The 19,827-nt window shown below is 43.2% G+C and carries 18 protein-coding genes and 3 pseudogenes; 10 read left to right on the forward strand and 11 right to left on the reverse strand.

Annotated features, from left to right (window positions below; genetic code table 11):
* The 5 genes and pseudogenes from ACED28_RS08305 to ACED28_RS08325 all read right to left on the reverse strand — a co-directional run.
* On the reverse strand, positions 1-325 hold a 325-nt coding region (locus ACED28_RS08305), incomplete at its 3' end, for a hypothetical protein (protein WP_371709633.1).
* Positions 326-704: 379 nt separating this feature from the next.
* Positions 705-935 (reverse strand): annotated as a pseudogene (locus ACED28_RS08310) (transposase); the annotation flags it as partial.
* A 248-nt stretch (positions 936-1,183) separates the two neighbouring features.
* Positions 1,184-1,279: pseudogene (locus tag ACED28_RS08315) on the reverse strand (integrase); the annotation flags it as partial.
* Positions 1,280-1,382: 103 nt separating this feature from the next.
* On the reverse strand, positions 1,383-1,673 hold the full coding sequence (locus ACED28_RS08320; RefSeq protein ID WP_009847097.1) for a type II toxin-antitoxin system RelE/ParE family toxin: 291 nt from the start codon (positions 1,671-1,673) through the stop codon (positions 1,383-1,385).
* Positions 1,666-1,887: a hypothetical protein gene (locus ACED28_RS08325; RefSeq protein WP_009847096.1), complete on the reverse strand. Its 222-nt coding sequence runs from the start codon at positions 1,885-1,887 to the stop codon at positions 1,666-1,668. The genes ACED28_RS08320 and ACED28_RS08325 overlap by 8 nt, the downstream gene beginning before the upstream one ends.
* 185 nt (positions 1,888-2,072) lie before the next feature.
* Between ACED28_RS08325 and ACED28_RS08330 the strand changes: the two genes are divergently transcribed.
* Together ACED28_RS08330 and ACED28_RS08335 are read left to right on the forward strand one after the other, a co-directional pair.
* On the forward strand, positions 2,073-2,393 hold the full coding sequence (locus tag ACED28_RS08330; RefSeq protein ID WP_017103805.1) for a hypothetical protein: 321 nt from the start codon (positions 2,073-2,075) through the stop codon (positions 2,391-2,393).
* Between the two features lie 255 nt (positions 2,394-2,648).
* On the forward strand, positions 2,649-2,975 hold the full coding sequence (locus ACED28_RS08335; protein ID WP_041472845.1) for a hypothetical protein: 327 nt from the start codon (positions 2,649-2,651) through the stop codon (positions 2,973-2,975).
* Positions 2,976-3,437: 462 nt separating this feature from the next.
* Here ACED28_RS08335 and rplY read toward each other — a convergent pair whose 3' ends face one another.
* Positions 3,438-3,716: a 50S ribosomal protein L25 gene (rplY, locus tag ACED28_RS08340; protein WP_009847093.1), complete on the reverse strand. Its 279-nt coding sequence runs from the start codon at positions 3,714-3,716 to the stop codon at positions 3,438-3,440.
* Between the two features lie 369 nt (positions 3,717-4,085).
* Here rplY and ACED28_RS08345 point away from each other — a divergent pair, with 369 nt between their 5' ends.
* From ACED28_RS08345 to ACED28_RS08355, 3 genes are all read left to right on the forward strand, one after another.
* Complete coding sequence (locus ACED28_RS08345; protein WP_054540994.1) at positions 4,086-4,814, forward strand: glycosyltransferase; 729 nt, start codon at positions 4,086-4,088, stop codon at positions 4,812-4,814.
* A 14-nt stretch (positions 4,815-4,828) separates the two neighbouring features.
* The gene (locus ACED28_RS08350; protein ID WP_371709634.1) at positions 4,829-6,148 is read left to right on the forward strand and encodes an LssY C-terminal domain-containing protein; all 1,320 of its coding nucleotides are present in this window, start codon (positions 4,829-4,831) and stop codon (positions 6,146-6,148) included.
* A gap of 172 nt (positions 6,149-6,320) precedes the next feature.
* Positions 6,321-6,701 carry a VOC family protein gene (locus ACED28_RS08355; protein WP_371709635.1) on the forward strand — a complete coding sequence of 127 codons (381 nt, stop codon included), beginning with the start codon at positions 6,321-6,323 and terminating at the stop codon, positions 6,699-6,701.
* Positions 6,702-6,816: 115 nt separating this feature from the next.
* On the opposite strand, the gene ACED28_RS08360 is transcribed toward ACED28_RS08355, so the two are convergent.
* The 3 genes from ACED28_RS08360 to ACED28_RS08370 all read right to left on the reverse strand — a co-directional run bounded on the left by ACED28_RS08360 (position 6,817) and on the right by ACED28_RS08370 (position 9,349).
* Complete coding sequence (locus tag ACED28_RS08360; protein WP_371709636.1) at positions 6,817-8,163, reverse strand: ATP-binding protein; 1,347 nt, start codon at positions 8,161-8,163, stop codon at positions 6,817-6,819.
* Positions 8,164-8,265: 102 nt separating this feature from the next.
* Complete coding sequence (locus ACED28_RS08365; protein WP_004734666.1) at positions 8,266-8,925, reverse strand: response regulator transcription factor; 660 nt, start codon at positions 8,923-8,925, stop codon at positions 8,266-8,268.
* A 25-nt stretch (positions 8,926-8,950) separates the two neighbouring features.
* Entirely contained in the window at positions 8,951-9,349 is a 399-nt protein-coding gene (locus tag ACED28_RS08370) for a PepSY domain-containing protein (RefSeq protein WP_009847088.1), read from the reverse strand.
* 1,418 nt (positions 9,350-10,767) lie between these two features.
* On the opposite strand from ACED28_RS08370, the pseudogene ACED28_RS08375 reads away from it, so the two are divergent.
* Positions 10,768-12,017 (forward strand): annotated as a pseudogene (locus ACED28_RS08375) (EAL domain-containing protein).
* Positions 12,018-12,092: 75 nt separating this feature from the next.
* On the opposite strand, the gene ACED28_RS08380 reads toward ACED28_RS08375, so the two are convergent.
* Positions 12,093-13,832: a DEAD/DEAH box helicase gene (locus ACED28_RS08380; protein ID WP_371709637.1), complete on the reverse strand. Its 1,740-nt coding sequence runs from the start codon at positions 13,830-13,832 to the stop codon at positions 12,093-12,095.
* 97 nt (positions 13,833-13,929) lie between these two features.
* On the opposite strand from ACED28_RS08380, the gene rsuA reads away from it, so the two are divergent.
* The 3 genes from rsuA to ACED28_RS08395 all read left to right on the forward strand — a co-directional run bounded on the left by rsuA (position 13,930) and on the right by ACED28_RS08395 (position 16,716).
* A complete protein-coding gene (rsuA, locus tag ACED28_RS08385) occupies positions 13,930-14,625 on the forward strand; it encodes a 16S rRNA pseudouridine(516) synthase RsuA (RefSeq protein ID WP_009847085.1) in 696 nt (231 codons plus the stop codon).
* A gap of 214 nt (positions 14,626-14,839) precedes the next feature.
* Positions 14,840-16,057: a Bcr/CflA family multidrug efflux MFS transporter gene (locus ACED28_RS08390; RefSeq protein WP_017101184.1), complete on the forward strand. Its 1,218-nt coding sequence runs from the start codon at positions 14,840-14,842 to the stop codon at positions 16,055-16,057.
* The gene (locus tag ACED28_RS08395) at positions 16,057-16,716 is read left to right on the forward strand and encodes a DUF2913 family protein (RefSeq protein ID WP_371709638.1); all 660 of its coding nucleotides are present in this window, start codon (positions 16,057-16,059) and stop codon (positions 16,714-16,716) included. The genes ACED28_RS08390 and ACED28_RS08395 overlap by 1 nt, the downstream gene beginning before the upstream one ends.
* A 154-nt stretch (positions 16,717-16,870) precedes the next feature.
* Here the strand turns inward: ACED28_RS08395 and ACED28_RS08400 are convergent, their stop codons facing one another.
* A complete protein-coding gene (locus tag ACED28_RS08400) occupies positions 16,871-18,331 on the reverse strand; it encodes a DUF2867 domain-containing protein (RefSeq protein WP_371709639.1) in 1,461 nt (486 codons plus the stop codon).
* A gap of 96 nt (positions 18,332-18,427) precedes the next feature.
* Here ACED28_RS08400 and ACED28_RS08405 point away from each other — a divergent pair, with 96 nt between their 5' ends.
* Positions 18,428-19,801, forward strand: coding sequence for an MATE family efflux transporter (locus ACED28_RS08405; RefSeq protein WP_371709641.1), 1,374 nt, complete (start codon positions 18,428-18,430; stop codon positions 19,799-19,801).
* The last annotated feature ends 26 nt before the right edge of the window (positions 19,802-19,827 follow it).

A 19,827-nucleotide genomic window follows, 5' to 3' on the forward strand; every position in this document is an offset into this window, starting at 1 on the left:
AGAGAAGCTGCTTAGTAAACAAGCGAATGATGACAACTACCTTGAAAAACGCCGCTATAGTTGAGTTTACTCCACTGTTCTTAATATCAACACCTGAAGATTTAATCCTTACCGTAATATTTTTCACAGTTTTAGAGGAAGGATTATGAACCTCGATTACATTCGCACCAATCTTGTTCTCGTTCAAAGTAATTGGGATGGACTCCTTAATCGAATAGCTCAACTTAGGCTTAATTTTTTTGAAATACTCAACAGCAATTCCAGCCAGAACTGTCACCACTAATGTGACTATAGCTGTAACAATAATTGTTTCAATATTATCCATATAACTTTAACTCTAAATACGTAGTTCTAACAGCGATTAGACAGAGAAATTCTGTACTTAAATACAGAATTTTTCTATCTAGTTTCTTATGTAGCCTATCTTAAGCGACTTACTTTATTCATAACAAATAAGGATTAAGGTGTTGCGTAGCCAACACTAAATCCCAAGTGTTGAACAAGCCCGAAGCCACTTTATTAAGTAAATTGTACGATTGAACTTGAAGGGCACATCGCTTTGAGGCTTTTCTCAAGGCGAGCGAGGTCAAGATAAGGTTGCGATAGCAATCTTATCAACCAGTTAGCTGTTTTTCGTTTCTTTCGTCGTCACATCTCCTCTGATTTCGTCAATGCCATTCTCCTTATTATCCAATGCCTTTCGGCTAGGTGGGTCGGCTTACTCCAACACATGCCATTTCATGTGCACAGCAAGGGCATATTCGTATCGCTTTGCTCCTTATCGGTACTGTCACTGGCGGCATCATATAGAGTAGGTTCAACAGCAACAGCTGAATACGAACTCTTAAGGCGTGTGCTTGACCACGTAAAAATCCGTAGTCTCTTACTCGCTGTAACCCTTTGGGGAGCACGTGCTGCAAAATGAGCAGCAAGAACTAAGGATTAAGGTGTTGCGTAGTCAACACTAAATCCCAAGTGTTGAACAAGCCCGAAGCCACATTATTAAGTAAATTGTGTAATTTAGTTTGAAGGGCACATCGCTTTGAGGTTTTTCTCAAGGCAAGCGAGGCCAAGATAAGGTTGCGATAGCAATCTTATTAACCAGTTAGCTATTTTTCGTTTCTTTCGTCGTTACACCTCCTCTATTTTGGTTGATGCCATTCTCCTTATTATCAAATGCCTTTCGACGAACCACACGAGAATAGGCATCAATAGTTGCAGGTGGTTTACCTTGCAGTTTAAGGTTAGTAAGGTGTTGTTCATAAGGAGAGTTATAGCGTTACAAGAGTATGGATGGTAGCTGTTTTACTCTGCCGCGTAGCGGCTTCGTTCAACAAACGAGTATGGCTCAGACGGGCAAGGATATTTTCGATTACATTGAATCAATATATTTTCTTCATATCTCGATAAAAATTTTCGTGCGAGCCGAGAGCTATTAGTTCGAGAGTTACAGTACCATCTTCATAGCTATAACCGAGCAATGTTAATTGCTTAACCATCTTAAATTTATGCACTCTCAAGAAAAACAGGTCACCTTTCTTCTGCTCACCAAGATGCGGATCTTCCATAAGGGCTCGAATAGCATTATCTAGATCCGTTTTTTGGTTCTTGTGTAATTTCTTGACCGCCTTCTTAAAAGTAGGTGTCTGTAGAATGTTGGTAATCTTAGTCAAAAGAGTAAGCCTCTAATTTACCTGCTTCCTTCTCAGCTTTTGCTATGACTGCTTGCTTTACGAACTCATAAGGTAGATCGGGGTTGTCTTCCATCATTTTCCCGATTTTAGCCCAGTGCTCAATTTGTTTTGGTGTAGTGCGGTTTAGTGCTTTAGCCATTATCGCAGCCTTATCAAAAAGATCTTGGTCAATACGTACACTTGCAGTAGCCATAATATGTCTCCTAATTTAGTTTGTATTATATTGTAGTAAATCGCCACAGGTGTTGCAAGTTGCGCCATGGCAAGCATTTAAGCAGACTGTTACGCTTGTAATTTTCTACTTGGATTAGTTTCAGTGATTTCGGTCGTAGGTTTGAGTGTTTAGGTAGTGTTGTCAGCGACTCAATTAGGCATTATGTGCTTCAGGCAAATTATCTTATGGAGGCAATAGTGAAAGATCCTGATATCGAGTTTTCAAAATGGAAGCTCGAGAGGAAAAAAGGAAGTCTCAGATTTACTGCTCGTACATCATTTCCAGCAATCTTAGGCGTGATGGTAGGTCAAAGTATTGAGCCGTTGTTTATGTCAGAAACAGCTTGGGGGTGGATACAAACTACCGATGTATTAATGAGTGGTTTCTGGAGCTCGATTGGTGCTATCCCCTTAAGTTATGCAATATGGTTTTGGCGTGAGAAGAAGTATAAGCATCATGTCGCTAATCTTCAGAAACGCACATAATAAATCGTTTAAGGCTGATTCTTATATGTACCTCTGGCCAAATTTTATACCTGTATTTCTTAGCATCAAGTGAAATCGAAATTACCAGAACAAGGGTATTGGAAGCCGGCTACTAGTTACAGCTATAGAACACTCAAATGAAAGAATAGATTTCGTGTTAACAGCGCTCTGTTTACTATTGGGTAATCGCGTCGTTCACGTCCTTTAAACGCCGTAATGTTCTACCCTAAGACGTAACACTTTGTGGAGGTCTGTATGAATATCAAAGAGTCTGATTGGAAAATCTTTTGCGAGATAAAGAGTGAAGCTGCGCAACTGTTTTGTACTCGTCAGCTAGATGAAGCCATCAAAGCGATTACTGATGAATCAGAATCTGTAGGGGAAAGGTTTCACTTTATGTGCGAGTACTCCAAAGAATCTCAAAAGCAAATGAAGCTTATTTTTGATGGCCATTCTCGAAGCCGAGCATTTATCCAACTCATGCAAATGTGCGAGGAAGGTTTGGTTGTACCAAAACAGTTCGAACGCCTTTCAGAGGAACTCAAAAAAGACATTACGAACGCTCTAGAAAGAAGAGCCTAAGGAAAGTCGGGCAATCAGGCCGCTTGACCCTGTAAATGTACGATAACCTTCCAAGGTAAACTGCTACAACCATCCTAATATTACTCCTCTTTATTCGCTAATTCGGTATCCGAATCCATAATTTTTGGCCAGGGAGGCTGAGTGTTATGTTTTGAAAAGTGAGTGTGTGGAGGCTAGCGAAAAAGCGGTCTAGTCTTTGTGTTAGAAAAACTACTGTATAAGTCCACCTTTCGTCCACCCTTAATCCACCCAAGCAAGACCGGGATAAAGTGGGGAAGAGGAAAGTTGATTATTTTCAGTGTATTGCGCGAGATTTACGATGTTTTTGAGGGCTCAAAAACGGTGAAACCCCGATGTTGGTAGCATCGGGGTTTCGAATTTCTAGATTTCTCGACTGGTAAGATCGATTATCTTTTCTATGCAGAAGGCTGGATTAATCCAATCTTATTCCTTGGTAGGGAATTAGATACGGATGAAGTCCATGTGCTCAACTTTAGGCTTGAACGCGTGACGTTGAACGTCTTGCGGCTTAACCTTAACTTCTGCGCCGTCAATCACTAGAGTGATTGTTTCGTAGAATTCAGGCTTATCCATTTGGTTGATCACGTCAGCGTGAACAAGTTCGATAGCTACAGCTGCTGCTTCGCCACCGTAGATTACAGCTGGGAATTTACCAGCGTGACGTAGGCGGCGGCTCGCACCTTTACCTAGTTCAGTACGTACTACTGCTTCAAATTTCATAGTTTTACTCTCAAATTAGTAAAAATTAACTTCACACCTCAATGCGACCTTGAGTATGTGGTAAAGCTTAGGCATAAACGAGTTCATGCTTAAGCGAGCGCGGATACTAACATCACATTCAAATCTGAGCAAGTCAGAAGCCCATCTCAAAGTGAATTTCCTTCGATAAATGATTCGTTTGGAGATAAAACGTTCACTAGCGCTTATTTACCCCATTTTATCGTCTTTTACATTGCCTATCTTATCTATTTATAGCGTTGCTAAATCATCAAGTTAATGAACGGAAAATGAATGTTTGCCTAAGACTTGGTTAAGGCTTGGTTGGTTAATCTTAGTGGTAATTAAACAGCAGAATGAATAGGTGAAAATATGGAACCGGTAAGCATTGTCGTAATTACGCTAAACGAAGAGAAACGCATCAGCCGCTTAATGGAAGAGTTGAGTGTGCAAACCCATCAAGAATTTGAGGTGATTGTTGTCGACTCGAACAGTGAAGACAACACAAGGGACGTTGCGCAAGCCTATGAAAACGCGTTGCCAAAATTAACGGTTCATCATATGGAAAATCGTGGTGTGAGCCTTGGACGAAACACAGGTGCTTCATTGGCGCAATACAACCGAATCCTTTTCTTAGATGCTGACGTGAGTTTGCCTCGAAACTTCCTTGCGAAAGCGCTTTATGAATTAGAGGAGAAGAAGCTTGAAGTGGCGGGTGTGTACATGAGTTCCAAAGGTCTGCCGCTTGTACACAAGTTTGGTTACGGGCTATTTAACGCAGGCTTATTTACTACCCAGTTCTTTTTCCCGACGGCGATTGGCGCCTGTATTTTTTCGACTAAACGAGCGCATGATGAGATCGGCGGTTTCGATGAAGAGATCGTCCTGTGTGAAGACTGTGACTACGTAAAACGTGCGAGCAAAACATGGCGATTTAGATTCCTGAATATGACCTTTGGTTTTGACCCACGTCGTTTAGACCAAGATGGCGTTGTGAAGACAGGCTCAACTTATCTTAAAGCCAATGTAAGACGCTTCTTCAAAGGCGAAATGCGTAACAACGAGATGAACTACAAGTTTGGTCACTACAAAGAACAGTAAGTATTGAGGTTGTTATGTTTGATGGACTAGGGCTGTTTCTGGGGGCATTGGGTGATGCTCTCATTGGCCCAAACCTATTTGTACCGGGAGAGCCCTTCTTTATCGCAGCGGGCTTTCAACTGTATTCAGGTGCATGGATGGCGTTGGTTTTGGTGATGCTAGGTGGCTTGCTTGGTGACCAACTCAGTTATTTCATTGGTTATAAATACGGTGCTAAGGCGCAACGAAGGCTCATTAAGTTTCGCCCTAAAACCAAAAGATTAATTGCGCGCTGCCGCTATCTGGTTGCTCGCAAAGGCACATACATCATTCTTTTTGCTCGTTTATTAGGGCCTATTGCTTGGGTTGTGCCATTTATAGCTGGCTCGCATCGTGTACCGTGGCGTAATTTTAGTGTGTTGGCGTTGTTCGGCTTGGCTCTTGGTGGTGGACAGTTCATTGCTTGGGGCATGTTACTGGCGCACGGTGTTGAAAACTTCCCGTGGCTTAATAGCCTTAAGATATTTATCTCTGAGCATAATAGCCTGATCGTCGGCGCGTTCACGGTATTGGTCTTCACCATTATTGGTTATCGAATGAAGTGGCGACGCTTGGTGCTTAAATCCAGTGCGCTGCTGTTGGGGTGGGTATTGTTTGCGAACTACGCTCACTTTTTCTGGAAGGCCGATGATTTTCAGAATCAACAAAAGACGGCTCAAATTGACAACGTCGACTGGAATTCGGTGACCTATAAAGCGTTCCCAGGCAAATCTTCATTCTACTCGGCACAAGCGATCAACGTAATATATGTTGGAGCAACCCCAAGAGATTTAATGAAACAATTGGGCTGGATAGAGAATCAAACTTTTTCTCGAAATGAGATTGAATGGGCTGGCTATGTCGCATTGCTTAGAGACAAAACGCCGCCAGTGTCCGATTTGTATTGGCGAGACAAGCCGCAAGATATGGCGTTTCAATTGCCGGGTAATTTGATGAAGCGCAGCCATATTCGTTGGTGGCGTGCTGGTGTTGATGTTCAAACTAACCAGCCTCAGTGGTTAGGTGCAATCAGCTATGATGATGGCCTTAAAGTCACCCCTTACTCAGGCATTGTGACCATACTGCATAACATTGACCCTAATGTTGATGAAGAACGAGATAGGCTTGCTAATCAGATACGAACGTCACTGCCAGATATTGATCTAGACAAGTACCCATTAGCAACGGTGGAAGTAATGAATGAAGATCATGACTATTATACCGACGGTAAGATCTTGATGATCGGAGTCGCAACTCATAATGATAATTTACAAACTCTAGATGTCGCTGTGAATGAGATACAGAGCGATATATAAGAGCGACTAACTTGCGCCTTGTTTGGACCTCCTTCAAACAAGGCTTTGTGATTTCTACTGGACTATATCTAAAGAAACTTACCTGCTCTCATGTAACTCCTCAACTATAAATTGTTCAACTTTGACTATGCTGATTAAGGGCGAACAAGCAGCGAAAACTGAGGATAACGTTATGCAAATGAATCCGATTGGTTGGTTTGAAATATATGTTGATGACATGGCAAGAGCAAAAATTTTTTATGAATCAGTATTTAAAGTGACGCTGGACAAGTTAGACAATGAAACCGGAATCGAAGTTGAGATGTGGGTATTTCCTTGCGATATGGGGAACTATGGAGCCACTGGAGCTATATGTAAGATGTCTGGTGTAAAAGCGGGAGGCAACAGCACCATGGTTTACTTCTCTTGTGAGGATTGTGCCACAGAAGCAAGTTTGGCAGCGGCCAACGGTGGCGCGCTACAAGTACCCAAAATGGACATTGGTGAGCATGGTTTTATCAGTGTAGTGAGTGACACGGAAGGCAATATGATTGGGCTTCACTCGATGAGCTAATCATATTGAAGTGAGAAAAGCTTTGTTAAGCCAGAATAAAGTTAAGCCCTAGCGTTGCGCTAGGGCTTATCGTGTTTACATGGTTTACTTAGTTTACTTAGCGCGTTTAGCTTACTTAACCTTTGCTTAGTTTTAGCACCAGAGAGGCTTTTAATCCGCCCATTGAACTCTTGCTGAGCGTTAGGCTGCCTCGGTAGCTGTGCGCCATTTCATTCACGATGTTAAGCCCTAAGCCTGTTCCTGGCGTGGTTTCATCAAGTCGAACGCCACGTTTGGTCACTTGCTCAAGCTTCTCTTCAGGAATGCCTTGGCCATCATCTTCAATCACCAATTCAATGTTGCCATCGTCGAGTTCATTTGCATGGACACGAATAATGCTGCCCGCCCATTTGTAACTGTTCTCGAGTAGGTTACCGACCATTTCATCAAGATCGGTTTTTTCTACCGCCACTTCAATCTCAGAGTCTAGCTCGTTAATCATGGTGACTTCATTGGCAGCGTAGACTTTATCAAACGCCATTGAGATAGCTTCGACACGCTCACAAGGTGAAGACTTCACCGAAAGAATGTTCATTGCACCTGCCATACGAGCGCGGCCAAGGTGATAATCGATTTGGCTTTGAATCTGATGAATGGGCTGTTGTAGCAGTGCCTTGTCATCCTCTGGAAGTCGCTCAATCTCATTTTTCAGAACTGAAAGCGGTGTTTTCAACGCGTGAGATAAGTTACCCGCGTGGTTACGAGCTCGTTCTAATAGCTCTTGATAGTGAAAGAGCAGGGCATTGAGATCAGAGACTAATGGAGAAACTTCTTTTGGGTAGTTATCGCTTAACCCTTGTTGCTCGCCGTTTCTTAGCATCACCAGTTCGCGTTGCATCTTGCTGAGCGGTAATAGCGACCAACTGACTTGAATACCGATCAACATCAGCACACCAACAAACAGCAGCATTAGGATCAACCAGACTTGGCCAGTCAGTTCGGTCAGTGTGGATTCTAGCGGATCTTCATCAATACCAATAGTGATCGTGACAGGGTCGCTCAGTTCAGGCAGGTAGATATCTTGCTCGATGTAAATAAGCTTTTCTTTCTCAGGCCCTTTGATTGAAGTATGAATCGGCGAACGCTTGATAGTGAGGTCTTTGTCCCATAGCGAGCGAGATCGAATAATCTGGTCTTGGGTAGCGGCTCGCCAATAAATACCACTGTAGGGTTGGTTAAACCTAGGGTCAGACAGACGCTCTGCCATGATGAGGTTACCACTGTCGTTGGTTTCTATGTTGGCGGTTAACTCGTCCATGGTTAGGCTGAGCTGTTGCTTGACGTCATCGACCAAGTAATCGTTAACCAACTTAGGTATTCCGACGCCTGCCGCTAATATCATCGCACCTAGCCAAAAAGCCGCGGCGAGGAGCAAGCGGCTTTTTAGACTGACGTTTTTAAGTGTTCGTTTTTTTAGATTCATACGTTACCAGCCTGTCTTTGCTCATCTTGCTATGAGAACAACAACGATCAGCACAGGCTGTCCACTAATTGGAGATTGCTCTTAGCTTAATTAAATACAGCGTTATTCAGCATTCAGTTGGTAGCCAAGGCCACGAACGGTTTTGATGATCTTTGGTGCGATTTTCTTACGAATACGACCGATGAACACTTCAACCGTGTTTGAGTCGCGGTCGAAGTCTTGCTTGTAGATGTGCTCAACCAACTCAGTGCGCGAGATAACTTTGTTTTGGTTATGCATGAAGTACGCGACAACTTTATATTCTAGCGCCGTGAGGCTAACCGCTTGACCTTGCCACAACACTTTAGAGCTGCGTGTGTCTAGGCTTAAATCACCAATTTGAAGTATAGGAGCAGCACTGCCTGACGCTCGGCGCAGTTGAGCACGAATGCGGGCTATCAGCTCGACCATTTCGAATGGCTTAGTTAGGTAGTCATCAGCGCCTGCATTCAAGCCTTCTACACGCTGAGTAAGCGTGTCACGCGCACTAAGGATAATCACTGGCGTGTTAATGTTTTCGTCTCGAATGCCTTTTAATACGGTTAGGCCGTCAAGCTTAGGTAGACCTAAATCGAGAACGATGGCATCCCACTCTTCCGATGTTGCACGGTAGAGTGCGTCGATACCGTCTTGAGAAAGCTCTGGAACCCAGTCGGCTCCCTCAAGGGTCTCTAGAATTTGTTGGCCCAAACGAGGTTCGTCTTCAACGACTAAAATTTTCATGTATCACTCTTTTTATTGTTATTTATTATTCGTGGGAGTTTTTGATCGCTTCTTTAAAGTTGCGACCTTTAATCATCAGCATTTCTAACGTTTCAGCGTTGTATTCCACTTTAATGATATTGTTTTGGAAATTTATTTTTAGCTCATACACCCAAATATCATCGTCTTCTTCTAGTTCTACTTTAATGATTCGGCCATGAAGATCATTTTCAACCGCAGCATACATTTCTGAGAAAGGGCGAATGTAGCCCTCTTGCACCGCTTCATAGACTTCGTCTTGATCTTCTTCAAATTCGATACGGGTTCCCGCTTTATGAACATCTTGTACAAGATCATGACCGTTATGGTGATCATCTTGTGCAAAGCTTGATGTCGAGCCTATAGCTACAGCGATACAGATGAGTATAGCGCTTGGTTTTTGCATGCAGTGGCCTTAGTAAAAGAAGCAAGTAACGACAGTTTAATACAATAAAAATGAATGGAGTATGAATGTGAATACGAGAGACGCTTTATCATCTTAGCAATGTAAAGTGTTGTATCAACGTGCAATTAACCAACCTGATATTCATGTTGATTCATTTGCTCAATAGTAATGCGTTGACGTTATTACATTCCCTTACAAATTACAAATAATTAACATGGTAAACTCGCAAGTATATGGACTTATGGGGCTCTTTGCCGCGCGATATTTGATTTAATAAGGATTTTAGAGTGCCATTTACAGTGCTAGTTATGTTGTTTTTTTCAGTGCTGATAACGTTCACTAGCCATGCTAATGAGTTAGATTTCAAGCAAATCAGTGATTTCGAATATGGCATGGTAGTGAGTGATTCTTCGGTTGATGCCATCCTATATAAGGAAGAAGGCTGGAGCTCAATTGTTACTTGTATTCCTGAACCTAATCAGTCGTGTTGGCTTAAGCTTGTACTACCTTCAGACAACCAATCATATGAACATCTAGTTTGGAAATCTCTTTCATCCCGGACCGGCGAGCTGTTTTTTGTTGATCAAGACGGCAAAGTTGTTGGCAATTTTTTGTTTGAGTATTATCGCTCGCTACGCCTGAACAAAAATTTTGAATACAGTCATGTTTTAGTGAAATTTCCTAGAGGTAAGACTGTAAATGCCAGTGCGTTATTTTCGAAAGAGCATCAATTAAAGCAATCGCTTGTCATGAAATATGGCGTGATTCTCTCGCTATTTATATTGGCGAGCGCAATATCGTTAGTTTATGTTTATTATGTTTGGCCGATAAAGCGATCTAAAACACTATTTATAACTTGTTATATAGTGCTGTTCTCTATGTTTTATATTTACAAGTTTGGGTTTTTATGGGATGGGTATGATGATAAAGGAACCTACGTTATAAATTTTTTTAGAAGCGACTACTGGTTCGTTTCTTATTCATTATCTTTAGTTTGCGTGTATTTAATGCTTGTTTTTTCAAGTTGCGATAGAATAAATACTAAGCACTTACTGATTTGTTCCTCATTTGTGTTTCTACAGTTCTTTTCAGTTTATATAAACTTTGACGTTATTGTTGGATTTTTAATTAGTATTATCCTAGCAGCCGTTGTTATAGCATTTTGCTTGATATCAAAAGAAGTTAATAATAAAGTTCAAATAATAATTAGCTATCTTTCCTGTTTTATTATGTCTGTGGTGGTTCTTGAATCATCAATGACTATTTCATTCATACCTGAGTATTACTATTTAATACAGGCGTTATTCTACTTGTCTCATGCTTCTTTTGTATTAGCGTGTGTTTATGATCTTGGAGAATTAAGAGTTATTAATCTGGGCGATTATAAGAAATTGTTGTCTAACTCTGATAAGGATTTCATGACAGGGTTGTATAATCGAAAATCCATAGAATATAAAAAGGTCATTGAGAGTTCTCGTTGCTATTATTACATTGATGCAAATCAATTGAAGTTTCTCAATGATAGTCAAGGTCACCATGTAGGTGATCGAATGATAATAAATTTAGCTATGCGCTTCAAAAAAATAGCCGCACAAGGCATAGGGAAGGCGTATAGAGTCGGTGGCGATGAATTTGTATTAATTTGCCAAACGTCGGTTTCCAAGGAGTTACTTGAATATTTGTTGGAACAGAACCTCACCCAAGAAACAGAAAACGCTCTAAGCTTTAGTTTTGGCCGTTATCGAAGTGGTCCTAATGAATCTGTCGAAGATTGTATTTACAAAGCTGAATACTGTTGCCGTAAAGCAAAGTCCAACAATGAATCTTACCAAGACTGGCAGCAACAAGACGGGGTCATGCTCTATAGCTTACCGAACCTTAGAGTAGAAGCAGTTGAATTACTTAACTCGGATAGGTTGCTTTGCTTTGCTCAAAAAATTCATTCTTTAAAGGGTGTTGCTTCGAGCTATGAGTTACTGTGTCGTTTAAAAATGGAGGACGAAGAGGGACGTGAAAAAATCGTTTCTGCTGGTGAATTGCTCGATGTTGTAGCCTCTCATGGGCTTGAGAAGGAGCTCGATTCTCGTATGCTTACTTACGCAATTGGCTTACTTGAGCACTATTCAACTATTCAATTGTCATTAAATTTCTCAGTTAAAACCATTTTCGATATGAGTGTTATCGATCGTTTATGTCATTTACCCCCTTATATCCGTTCCCGTTTATGTGTTGAAGTGACTGAGCTTGTTTTTTATCGTGCAGATGAGAAGTTTCGAAAAATAGTAGAACGACTACAACACCACCAGATCATAGTTGCCTTAGATGATTTTGGTTCAGGTTATTCATCGTATTCAATTTTGTCTGAAGGTTGTTTTGATACGATCAAGCTTGATGGTTCCTCGTTGAAAATATTAACGGTTCTGATTTTAAGAAAAAAATGGTGCACTCATTAGTTGAGTTGGCAGAAATGAGCCAAACTAAAGTGGTTGCGGAACGTGTTGAAACAATTGAAGAATTAAGAATGTTAGAAGCGTTAGGCATTGACTTCATTCAAGGCTTTTATATTCATAAGCCAACTTTAGCCATTGAGATTTTTGATAATATGGCTAAAGAGGCGCGGGAATCAGAAAAAGCTGAGCGCAATCTAATTTGTGGTTTAACAAGTTAACTGATGTATGGTCATTAGAATGTTAATAAAAGGAGTATAATACTCTTTTTATTAATTCTGTTGATTATTGGGAGCCTATTGCTTGAGTTCATCTTCGAATATCTTGTCTCTCATTTTCCAAAAGCGCCCAACTTTACGGGCAATGACGAATTGAGGTGGGCGGAATCTATGTTGGTGAGCGACCACTTTCGTTGGTGAAGATTCCTCGAAGGGGCGGTGCCTGTCTGCAAGGTGAGGGCGAACAAACTGATCCTTAAAGTTCTGTTTCTGTTTCTTGGTGGTTAATGACCAAAACTCATGCACTTGTGCTTGGTTTTCTCCACGGTAAGTGACCTTAAGCTGCGACTTGCCTTTTTCGTCCTTGAGAACGTTAAGGTCCATTTCTAAACACTCAAACACCAACGCATCTTTGAGGTTTAACGCTTCCTTAAGCTTTTTATCTGGGTCGACCAAGGTGGCATCACACTCATGACAAATGCGCGCGGCAATGTCGTTGTCAGCGCCGCATTCACCACAATACTTAGCACGAAAACGATAGTTACAGTGCTCGCGTTCGCCCGTGTCTTCATCGGTAAAGTAGCCTTGGCATTTACGGCCAAAGTGTTCGAGTAAGAAGCCGTTGCTGTCTAGCTTGCCCCAGAAGTTATTATTGAAGCCGCAAGCAGGGCAGGGAATAGTGATGATTTCACTGTCTGAGTCAGGCTTTGGGTCTCCGACCTCTGGTTGGTAAAGGTCGTAACTGTTGCCCGCATAGTCGAGCACTAAACACTCTTTTTTACCCGGAGATAGGCGTAAGCCACGGCCAACGATTTGTTGGTACAAGCTAATAGATTCTGTTGGGCGCAAAATCGCGATTAAATCCACATGGGGCGCATCAAAACCTGTGGTTAATACTGACACGTTAACCAAGAACTTGATTTTACGTTCCTTGAAATCATTGATGATTTGGTCACGTTCGAGTGTCGGTGTGTCGCCGATTACAATTGAAGCTTCACCTTCGGGTAGTAAACCAAGGATCTCTTGTGCGTGTCGAACGGTGGCTGCAAATACCATGATGCCGAGTTTGTCTTTGGCCAGCTCAATAATTTGGTCGACAATTTGCGGGGTAGCACGCTTCGATTGCTCAATCACCATATCGAGTTCTGATTCTTTGTAGCGGCCTGTACTTGCAGGTTTTAGCTGTGAAAAGTCATAACTCAATACTGGCGCATCGATCATGCGTGCTGGTGTTAGAAAGCCTTCGTCCAACAAATAACGAATCGGCAGTTCGAAAATACAGTCTCTGAAAAATCTCGGCTCTTCAGAACGCACTTGGCCACGCGTGTGATATTGGTAAAGCCACCCCATACCAAGACGATAAGGGGTCGCGGTTAGTCCAAGCACCTTGATGCCCGAATTATTCTCGCGCAAGTGAGTGATCACTTTTTGGTAGCTACTGGTCTTTTCATCGGGAACACGGTGGCATTCGTCGATAACCAACAGTGAAAATTGGTTCGAGAATGAATCGAGGTTGCGAACCACAGATTGAACCGAAGCGAACACCACTTGTTGGTCTGTTTCTTTTCGCCCTAAACCCGCAGAGAAAATTGAGCCTTTTAGCCCATAACCTTCATACTTTTCATGGTTTTGTTCGACCAACTCTTTAACGTGAGCGAGTACTAGAACTCGACCTTTCGCAAGCCTTGCTAGCTCTGCAATCACCAGGCTTTTTCCAGCGCCTGTAGGCAACACAAGAACAGCTGGAGTTTGGTGTTTTCTGAAGTAATGAATCACTGATTTTACAGAATCAGCTTGGTACGGGCGGAGTGTATACATATCGCGTCTTGTAGGGTAGAAAACAAATAGTGTGAAATAGCTCAACTAATTGAGCAAAGGTGACTATAATACCCGACTTAGATTAGTTGAGGTATTCATGCGTTTAGATAAATTTCTGTGCGATGCGTTAGGCGTCACTCGAAGAGAAGCAACACACTTATTAAAATCAAAAGCAGTGACAGTAAATGATGTCATTCAAAAAAGCGGCTCACTTAAGGTAACTGAAGAGTGCGTTGTGGAATGGCAAGGCAATGAACTGAATGTTCACGGCCCGCGTTACATCATGCTTTACAAGCCAGAAGGTTTTGTTTGTTCGCATGAAGATGGTTCAAATCGCACTGCGTTTGAATTACTCGATGAAATCAAAATGGACAAGCTGCACTTTGCAGGTCGTTTAGATGTTGATACAACGGGTCTTGTCTTAATGACAGACGACGGTAAGTGGTCTCATCGTATTACGTCGCCAAAGCACAAGTGCGAGAAGATGTACCGAGTGTGGTTGGTTGAACCTGTTGAAGACGATTACGTTGAAAAGTTCAAAGAGGGCATCCAGCTTAAGAGCGAAGACGGCCTAACACTTCCAGCACACCTTGAAGTACGTGCAGAGCGTGAAGTGTTGCTAACGATTCACGAAGGAAAATACCACCAAGTAAAACGCATGTTTGCAGCACTTGGTAACAAGGTCGAAGCACTGCACCGTGAACGTATTGGTGAAATCGAGATGGACGAGTCTTTAGAGTTGGGTGAATACCGTTACCTAACACAAGAAGAAGTAGACTCTATCTGGAAGTAATCTTTTCTACCGTAGATGTGGCCGACCAAGGATAGCGTCGGCTGATTATTTTGACTGGTACTAGGACAGTTTCAGCCATTATTACTATATGTTCATGTATGTGTGCGCATATTCGTGTATCACTGTGCGTATTCGTGTATTGCTATGTGTATATTCGTATATTGCTGCGTGCATGCTCGTGTTCACATAGAACTTAGTACTTAGTCGGAGAGTTATGCAAACGTCTACCTCACAGACCCCAAGCTCACAACCACAAACGCCTCAGTTAGGTTGGATGCTATTTTTGGTTTTGGGCGCTATTGGTGCTTTGACACCACTCGCCATCGATATGTACCTACCTGCAATGCCAACGATCGCCAAAGATCTTGGTGTGACAGCAGGGGAAGTGCAAATCACACTTACCGCGTACACCGCAGGTTTCGCTTTAGGTCAGTTGTTACATGGTCCGTTAGCCGACAGTTATGGTCGCAAGCCAGTTCTACTGATTGGTGTGCTCTTCTTTGCGATAGCGTCTGTCGTGAGTGCAACCACTCATGGCATTGAAGCGTTAACGTTAGTTCGTACCGCTCAAGGTTTTGCAGGTGCGGCGGCGGCGGTCATTATCCAAGCGGTTGTGCGTGATATGTTCGACCGTGAAGATTTCGCAAGAACCATGTCGTTCGTTACCTTAGTGATGACGGTTGCGCCACTTATCGCGCCGATGATTGGCGGCTATTTGGCATTGTGGTTCGGCTGGCGTTCAATCTTTTGGGTGTTAGCTATTTTTGCAGTGATTGTGATTCTCGCGGTGATAATCAAAATCCCTGAAACTCTGCCTGTTGAAAATCGTCAACCATTACGCTTTAAAACCACGATTCGTAATTACGCTCGTTTATGTAAAAACTCGACCGCTATGGGCCTAATTTTCTCGGGTGCGTTCTCGTTCTCTGGGATGTTTGCATTCTTAACCGCAGGCTCTTTTGTCTACATTGATGTCTATGGAGTACGTCCTGACCTGTTTGGTTACCTGTTTGGTCTGAACATCGTTGCGATGATTCTGATGACGACAATTAATGGTCGAATTGTTAAGAAGGTTGGCTCTCATACCATGCTGAGAGCCGCGCTGGTCATTCAATTATTAGCTGGCGTCGGTTTACTGGTTGGTTGGTTATTGGATCTCGGGCTTTGGGGTATTGTGCCGTTTGTGATGCTATTTATTGGCACCATTTCTACTATCGGCAGTAACTCTATGGGTCTATTGCTCAGTGGTTATCCAAACATGGCCGGCACGGCTTCATCGCTTGCGGGAACATTAAGATTTGGTACTGGTTCTGTCGTTGGAGCTATCGTTGCGATGCTGCCAAGTGACAGTGCTGGGTCTATGGCTATGGTAATGGCTGCGTGTGCAGTAATGTCAGCATTACTATATTGGACATTAGGAAAGAAGGCATAATGTCAAAATACTATATTGAAATTCAGAAGTTAGTGAATGATGCATTAGGCGAGCTTTATGCTCTGCACAAAGCAGGCAAAGCGATTGATGCGCCTATTGCGAACAACCTTTATTTAGTTCGTTGGGTAACGAAGGCGATTAAGGCTCAGTCTTATGATCGTGTGATTGTGCCTGATTTGGTGCGTTGGCAGAAACAGGGCCGTTCAAAGGGCAATAACTCTGATTTAACTTTTACCTTTAAACGTATTTCTGCGTTTTACGGACGTTTCTTCCCTGAAGGCGAAGAGCCTAAAGCGCTAAAAGACAGTGATGTTGAAGCGTTCATGGACAAAATGTACGAGATGGGTTGGAGTGTATCAAGTGAAGACGAGCTAACGACTGGCGGCAAGATTCAATTCTTCACCGATGGTGAGCATTCTTTTGCTTTGTGTGGCAAACAGTGTGACGACTCTTTCGACGGTGAGCTGATGGTTAAGCCAATGAACTGGTTTGTTCGTGGTAACCACGCAGAGTTCATTCAAGCAGCGATGGAAGCGGGCTTTATGCTTCACAAAGTGACTGACTATAAGTCTGCGGTGAAGTATCACGGTGAATACATTGTTTACCCTGCTAACCAAGGCAACCAACTTGCAGAGATCTCAATTAGCGTTATTGGCTAGTAGCGGATTCGGGATGCGAGATGAGAGATACGAAGAGCGGAACTATCCGCTCTTTTTTTGCCTCTCATAGCGCGTGTCGCAAATTTGCTGTTAAGTCTTTTCGCATCTCGACAGACGAATCTGCTTTTAATCTCTTCGCATCCCGTATCCGCTTTTAATCTTTTCTCATCTCGACACTCGAATCTCGCATCTGCTCTTTAGCCTGCTTCTCAATCGCCTTCACCATGCCTTTAAAGATAAACAGGTGAGCTGGCATCATCGCGAACCAATACAGTAAGCCTAAAAAGCCTTTTGGATGCCACCAAGCCGAGATGTTCAGTTCACGTGAATCACCGTGGTCAGAGACGGTAATCTCGAGTCGCCCCAACCCCGGGCCTTTCATGCCGAAAAGCAGAGATAAAAACTGGTTTTCTTCACAACGAATGACTTTCCACGAATCGATTTTATCACCGACTTTTAGGGTCGGTCCTTCAGGCATTTGTCTAACCGGCACACCACCGCCAAAGAGAAGATCTAACCATTCGCGTGTGCGCCATAGAGCATTAGCAAAGAAGTAACCTTGCTTCGGACTTCCTATTTGCTGAGCAACGTGCCAGAGGGAATCTAAGGATGCGCTTGAGGTGATACTTGCCCCTGTTTTCTTCGGGTAATAGCCATACCCAGCTTGCCAGCGCTTGAAGGCGGTTTTGTCAAAGCCCCAAACATTACTTTTTACGAAGTTGCCTTCAGAATGAATCGCTTGCTCAACCATATTTTCGAACGAGATAAGCTTCTGAGGGTACTTTTCTCTAATGATGGTCGAACTGGCAATAAAGTCATGCTTTAAGCCCGCGAGAAGCGCTCTGCCTATGTTGGACGGAACAGAAGTCACCACGCCCAACCAATATGACGCAATTGAGGGCGTGAGGAGTGACGTCGCCCAAAGCCTGAGTGGGCGATCGGCAGTTTTTGCAATGTGAGCAAATTGATTTCGATAAGAGACAATGTCTGGCCCGCCAACTTCGAAGGTTTGGCTTTCGCTAGGCGTGTCCTGTGCGAGTTTTAGCAGATAGTAGTTCAGGTTCTGCAAGGCAATGGGGTTGGCTTTAGAGTCGACCCATTTGGGCGCAATCATGATAGGTAAGTTGTACACGAAGTCTCGCATGATCTCGAACGCTGCAGAGCCTGGACCGATGATCACGCCTGCTTGCAGTTCAGTGACGGGGACTGGCCCTTTACGAAGCAGTTTTCCGGTTTTCTTTCTCGCTTGAAGGTGTTCTGAATCACCCGTTTGCGGTTGAAGCGAACTCAGGTAGATGACGTGTTGATTCTTTGGCCCAAGAGCCGAAACAAAGTTACGTGCTAGGTTCAATTCGTAGTCAATAAAATCATGGCCTTCAGCCATTCCATGTACAAGAAAGAAAATAAGGTCAAAGTCAGGGACGAGCGCTTGTGTCGCAGCTTGATCTGCGAGATCAAGGTATTCAAGTGACAAGTTGTCGTGAGGCTCTGTTCGTGCTTTTAAATAGTCGATATGCCTTGCTGCAGCTGTGACTAGATAGCCTTGCTCAAGCAGGAGAGGGAGGAGCTGCGAACCAACATATCCAGAAGCCCCCAAAACCAGTACTTTCTTCATTGTTACTCCATTTATCTCTGTGGTTAAAAACCGAACATTGATATAATAGCGTGATATTTATCTTTATTCATCAATACGTTCCGTTTAGGTATTTCTATGTTGCTCTCTTCAATTATTCATCACACTCGAGGTGATTTTGTTCGTAGGCTTATTGCGATTGCTTTGCCTATTACTTTGCAGAGCATTATGTTTTCAAGCCGAGGCTTAGTGGATGTGTTGATGTTAGGCCAATTGGGTGAAGCGGATATTGCGGCGGTGGGTGTGGCGAGTCGAGCCATGTTTGTCACGACCATTATGCTGATGGGTGTCACCACGGGTGGTGCGTTATTGACTGCGCAATATTGGGGAGCAGGTAACAAGCAAGGCGTCAGAGAAAGTACGGCGTTGACTTGGCTGGTTTCAACACTGTTTGCATTACTAACTATTGTTTTCTTCGTTTCATTTCCCGCACAAATCATGGGCGTGACGACTGACTCCCAAGAAGTGATCAACCTTGGTGTTGAATACATTGTTATCACCTCGTTTAGCATGCTAGCTGTATCGTGCGTTAGCAGTATGGCTGTAGGTTTGAGAGCGATGCACAAACCCGGGCTAAGCACCTTCTTCAGCGGTATCGGTATCCTGTCTAACGTGTTCTTAAACTGGGTGCTGATCTTCGGTAACTTAGGCTTTCCTGCGCTTGGAATCAAAGGTGCGGCGATTGCGACGGTATTGAGCGGTGCCATTGAAGTGGCGACCTTATATGGTTATCTTTATTGTTCAAAGCATCTCTTGGCTTTCAAGTTATGCGATATAAAAGCAGCAGCTTCGATTGAAAAAGTGGTTCGCTTCTTAAAGTTATCGCTGCCGACGACGTTTAACTTTTTGGCGTGGGCGGGTGGCTTATTTGCTTACCACGCGATCATGGGGCAATCGGGCGTTCAAGGACTGGCAGCACTGTCAGTGATGACGCCGGTTGAATCTATCTCATTGAGTTTACTGATTGGCCTTTCGAATGCGGCAGCGGTTCTGGTGGGTAATCAACTTGGCGCAAAGAATAATGAAGCGGTTTATTACCAAGCGTTAGGCTTAACGATTTTGTGTTTCTTGACCAGTATCGTGGTCGCGATTTTTCTTTACTTCGTACAAACGCCAATACTGAATGCTTTTAGTGCACTGACGGAAGAAACCAGAGCCCTCTCAGAAAAGTTCATTCTAATTTTAAGCGTGGGTATTGTTATCCGATCGGTACCGCTGACTGTCATTGTTGGTGTGTTGAGAGCGGGCGGTGATGTGAAGTTCTGCCTTTATCAAGACCTGATTGCCCAATGGGTGATCGGTATTCCGCTCGCCGCGATTGCTGCTATCTATCTGAAGTTTCCACCTGAGTGGATATATCTGCTTTTCCTCACTGAAGAAGTGCTTAAGTGGGGTGGGTCGCTCTACCGCATGAAAACAAGAAAATGGATTAAAAACTTGATAGGAAATTGAAGTAGAGCGCATCAACCCCATCACTT

Source organism: Vibrio sp. 1F253, assembly GCF_041439295.1.
Classification (GTDB): domain Bacteria; phylum Pseudomonadota; class Gammaproteobacteria; order Enterobacterales; family Vibrionaceae; genus Vibrio; species Vibrio tasmaniensis_A.

Bases quoted from the DNA above. Each gene is read 5' to 3' on its own strand.
- ACED28_RS08395 (WP_371709638.1), top strand. From the start codon at position 16,057: ATGTCAAAATACTATATTGAAATTCAGAAGTTAGTGAATGATGCATTA.
- ACED28_RS08390 (WP_017101184.1), top strand. From the start codon at position 14,840: ATGCAAACGTCTACCTCACAGACCCCAAGCTCACAACCACAAACGCCT.
- ACED28_RS08355 (WP_371709635.1), top strand. From the start codon at position 6,321: ATGCAAATGAATCCGATTGGTTGGTTTGAAATATATGTTGATGACATG.
- ACED28_RS08345 (WP_054540994.1), top strand. From the start codon at position 4,086: ATGGAACCGGTAAGCATTGTCGTAATTACGCTAAACGAAGAGAAACGC.
- ACED28_RS08370 (WP_009847088.1), bottom strand. From the start codon at position 9,349: ATGCAAAAACCAAGCGCTATACTCATCTGTATCGCTGTAGCTATAGGC.
- ACED28_RS08400 (WP_371709639.1), bottom strand. From the start codon at position 18,331: ATGAAGAAAGTACTGGTTTTGGGGGCTTCTGGATATGTTGGTTCGCAG.
- ACED28_RS08350 (WP_371709634.1), top strand. From the start codon at position 4,829: ATGTTTGATGGACTAGGGCTGTTTCTGGGGGCATTGGGTGATGCTCTC.
- ACED28_RS08360 (WP_371709636.1), bottom strand. From the start codon at position 8,163: ATGAATCTAAAAAAACGAACACTTAAAAACGTCAGTCTAAAAAGCCGC.
- ACED28_RS08380 (WP_371709637.1), bottom strand. From the start codon at position 13,832: ATGTATACACTCCGCCCGTACCAAGCTGATTCTGTAAAATCAGTGATT.
- rplY (WP_009847093.1), bottom strand. From the start codon at position 3,716: ATGAAATTTGAAGCAGTAGTACGTACTGAACTAGGTAAAGGTGCGAGC.
- rsuA (WP_009847085.1), top strand. From the start codon at position 13,930: ATGCGTTTAGATAAATTTCTGTGCGATGCGTTAGGCGTCACTCGAAGA.
- ACED28_RS08405 (WP_371709641.1), top strand. From the start codon at position 18,428: ATGTTGCTCTCTTCAATTATTCATCACACTCGAGGTGATTTTGTTCGT.
- ACED28_RS08325 (WP_009847096.1), bottom strand. From the start codon at position 1,887: ATGGCTACTGCAAGTGTACGTATTGACCAAGATCTTTTTGATAAGGCT.
- ACED28_RS08335 (WP_041472845.1), top strand. From the start codon at position 2,649: ATGAATATCAAAGAGTCTGATTGGAAAATCTTTTGCGAGATAAAGAGT.
- ACED28_RS08365 (WP_004734666.1), bottom strand. From the start codon at position 8,925: ATGAAAATTTTAGTCGTTGAAGACGAACCTCGTTTGGGCCAACAAATT.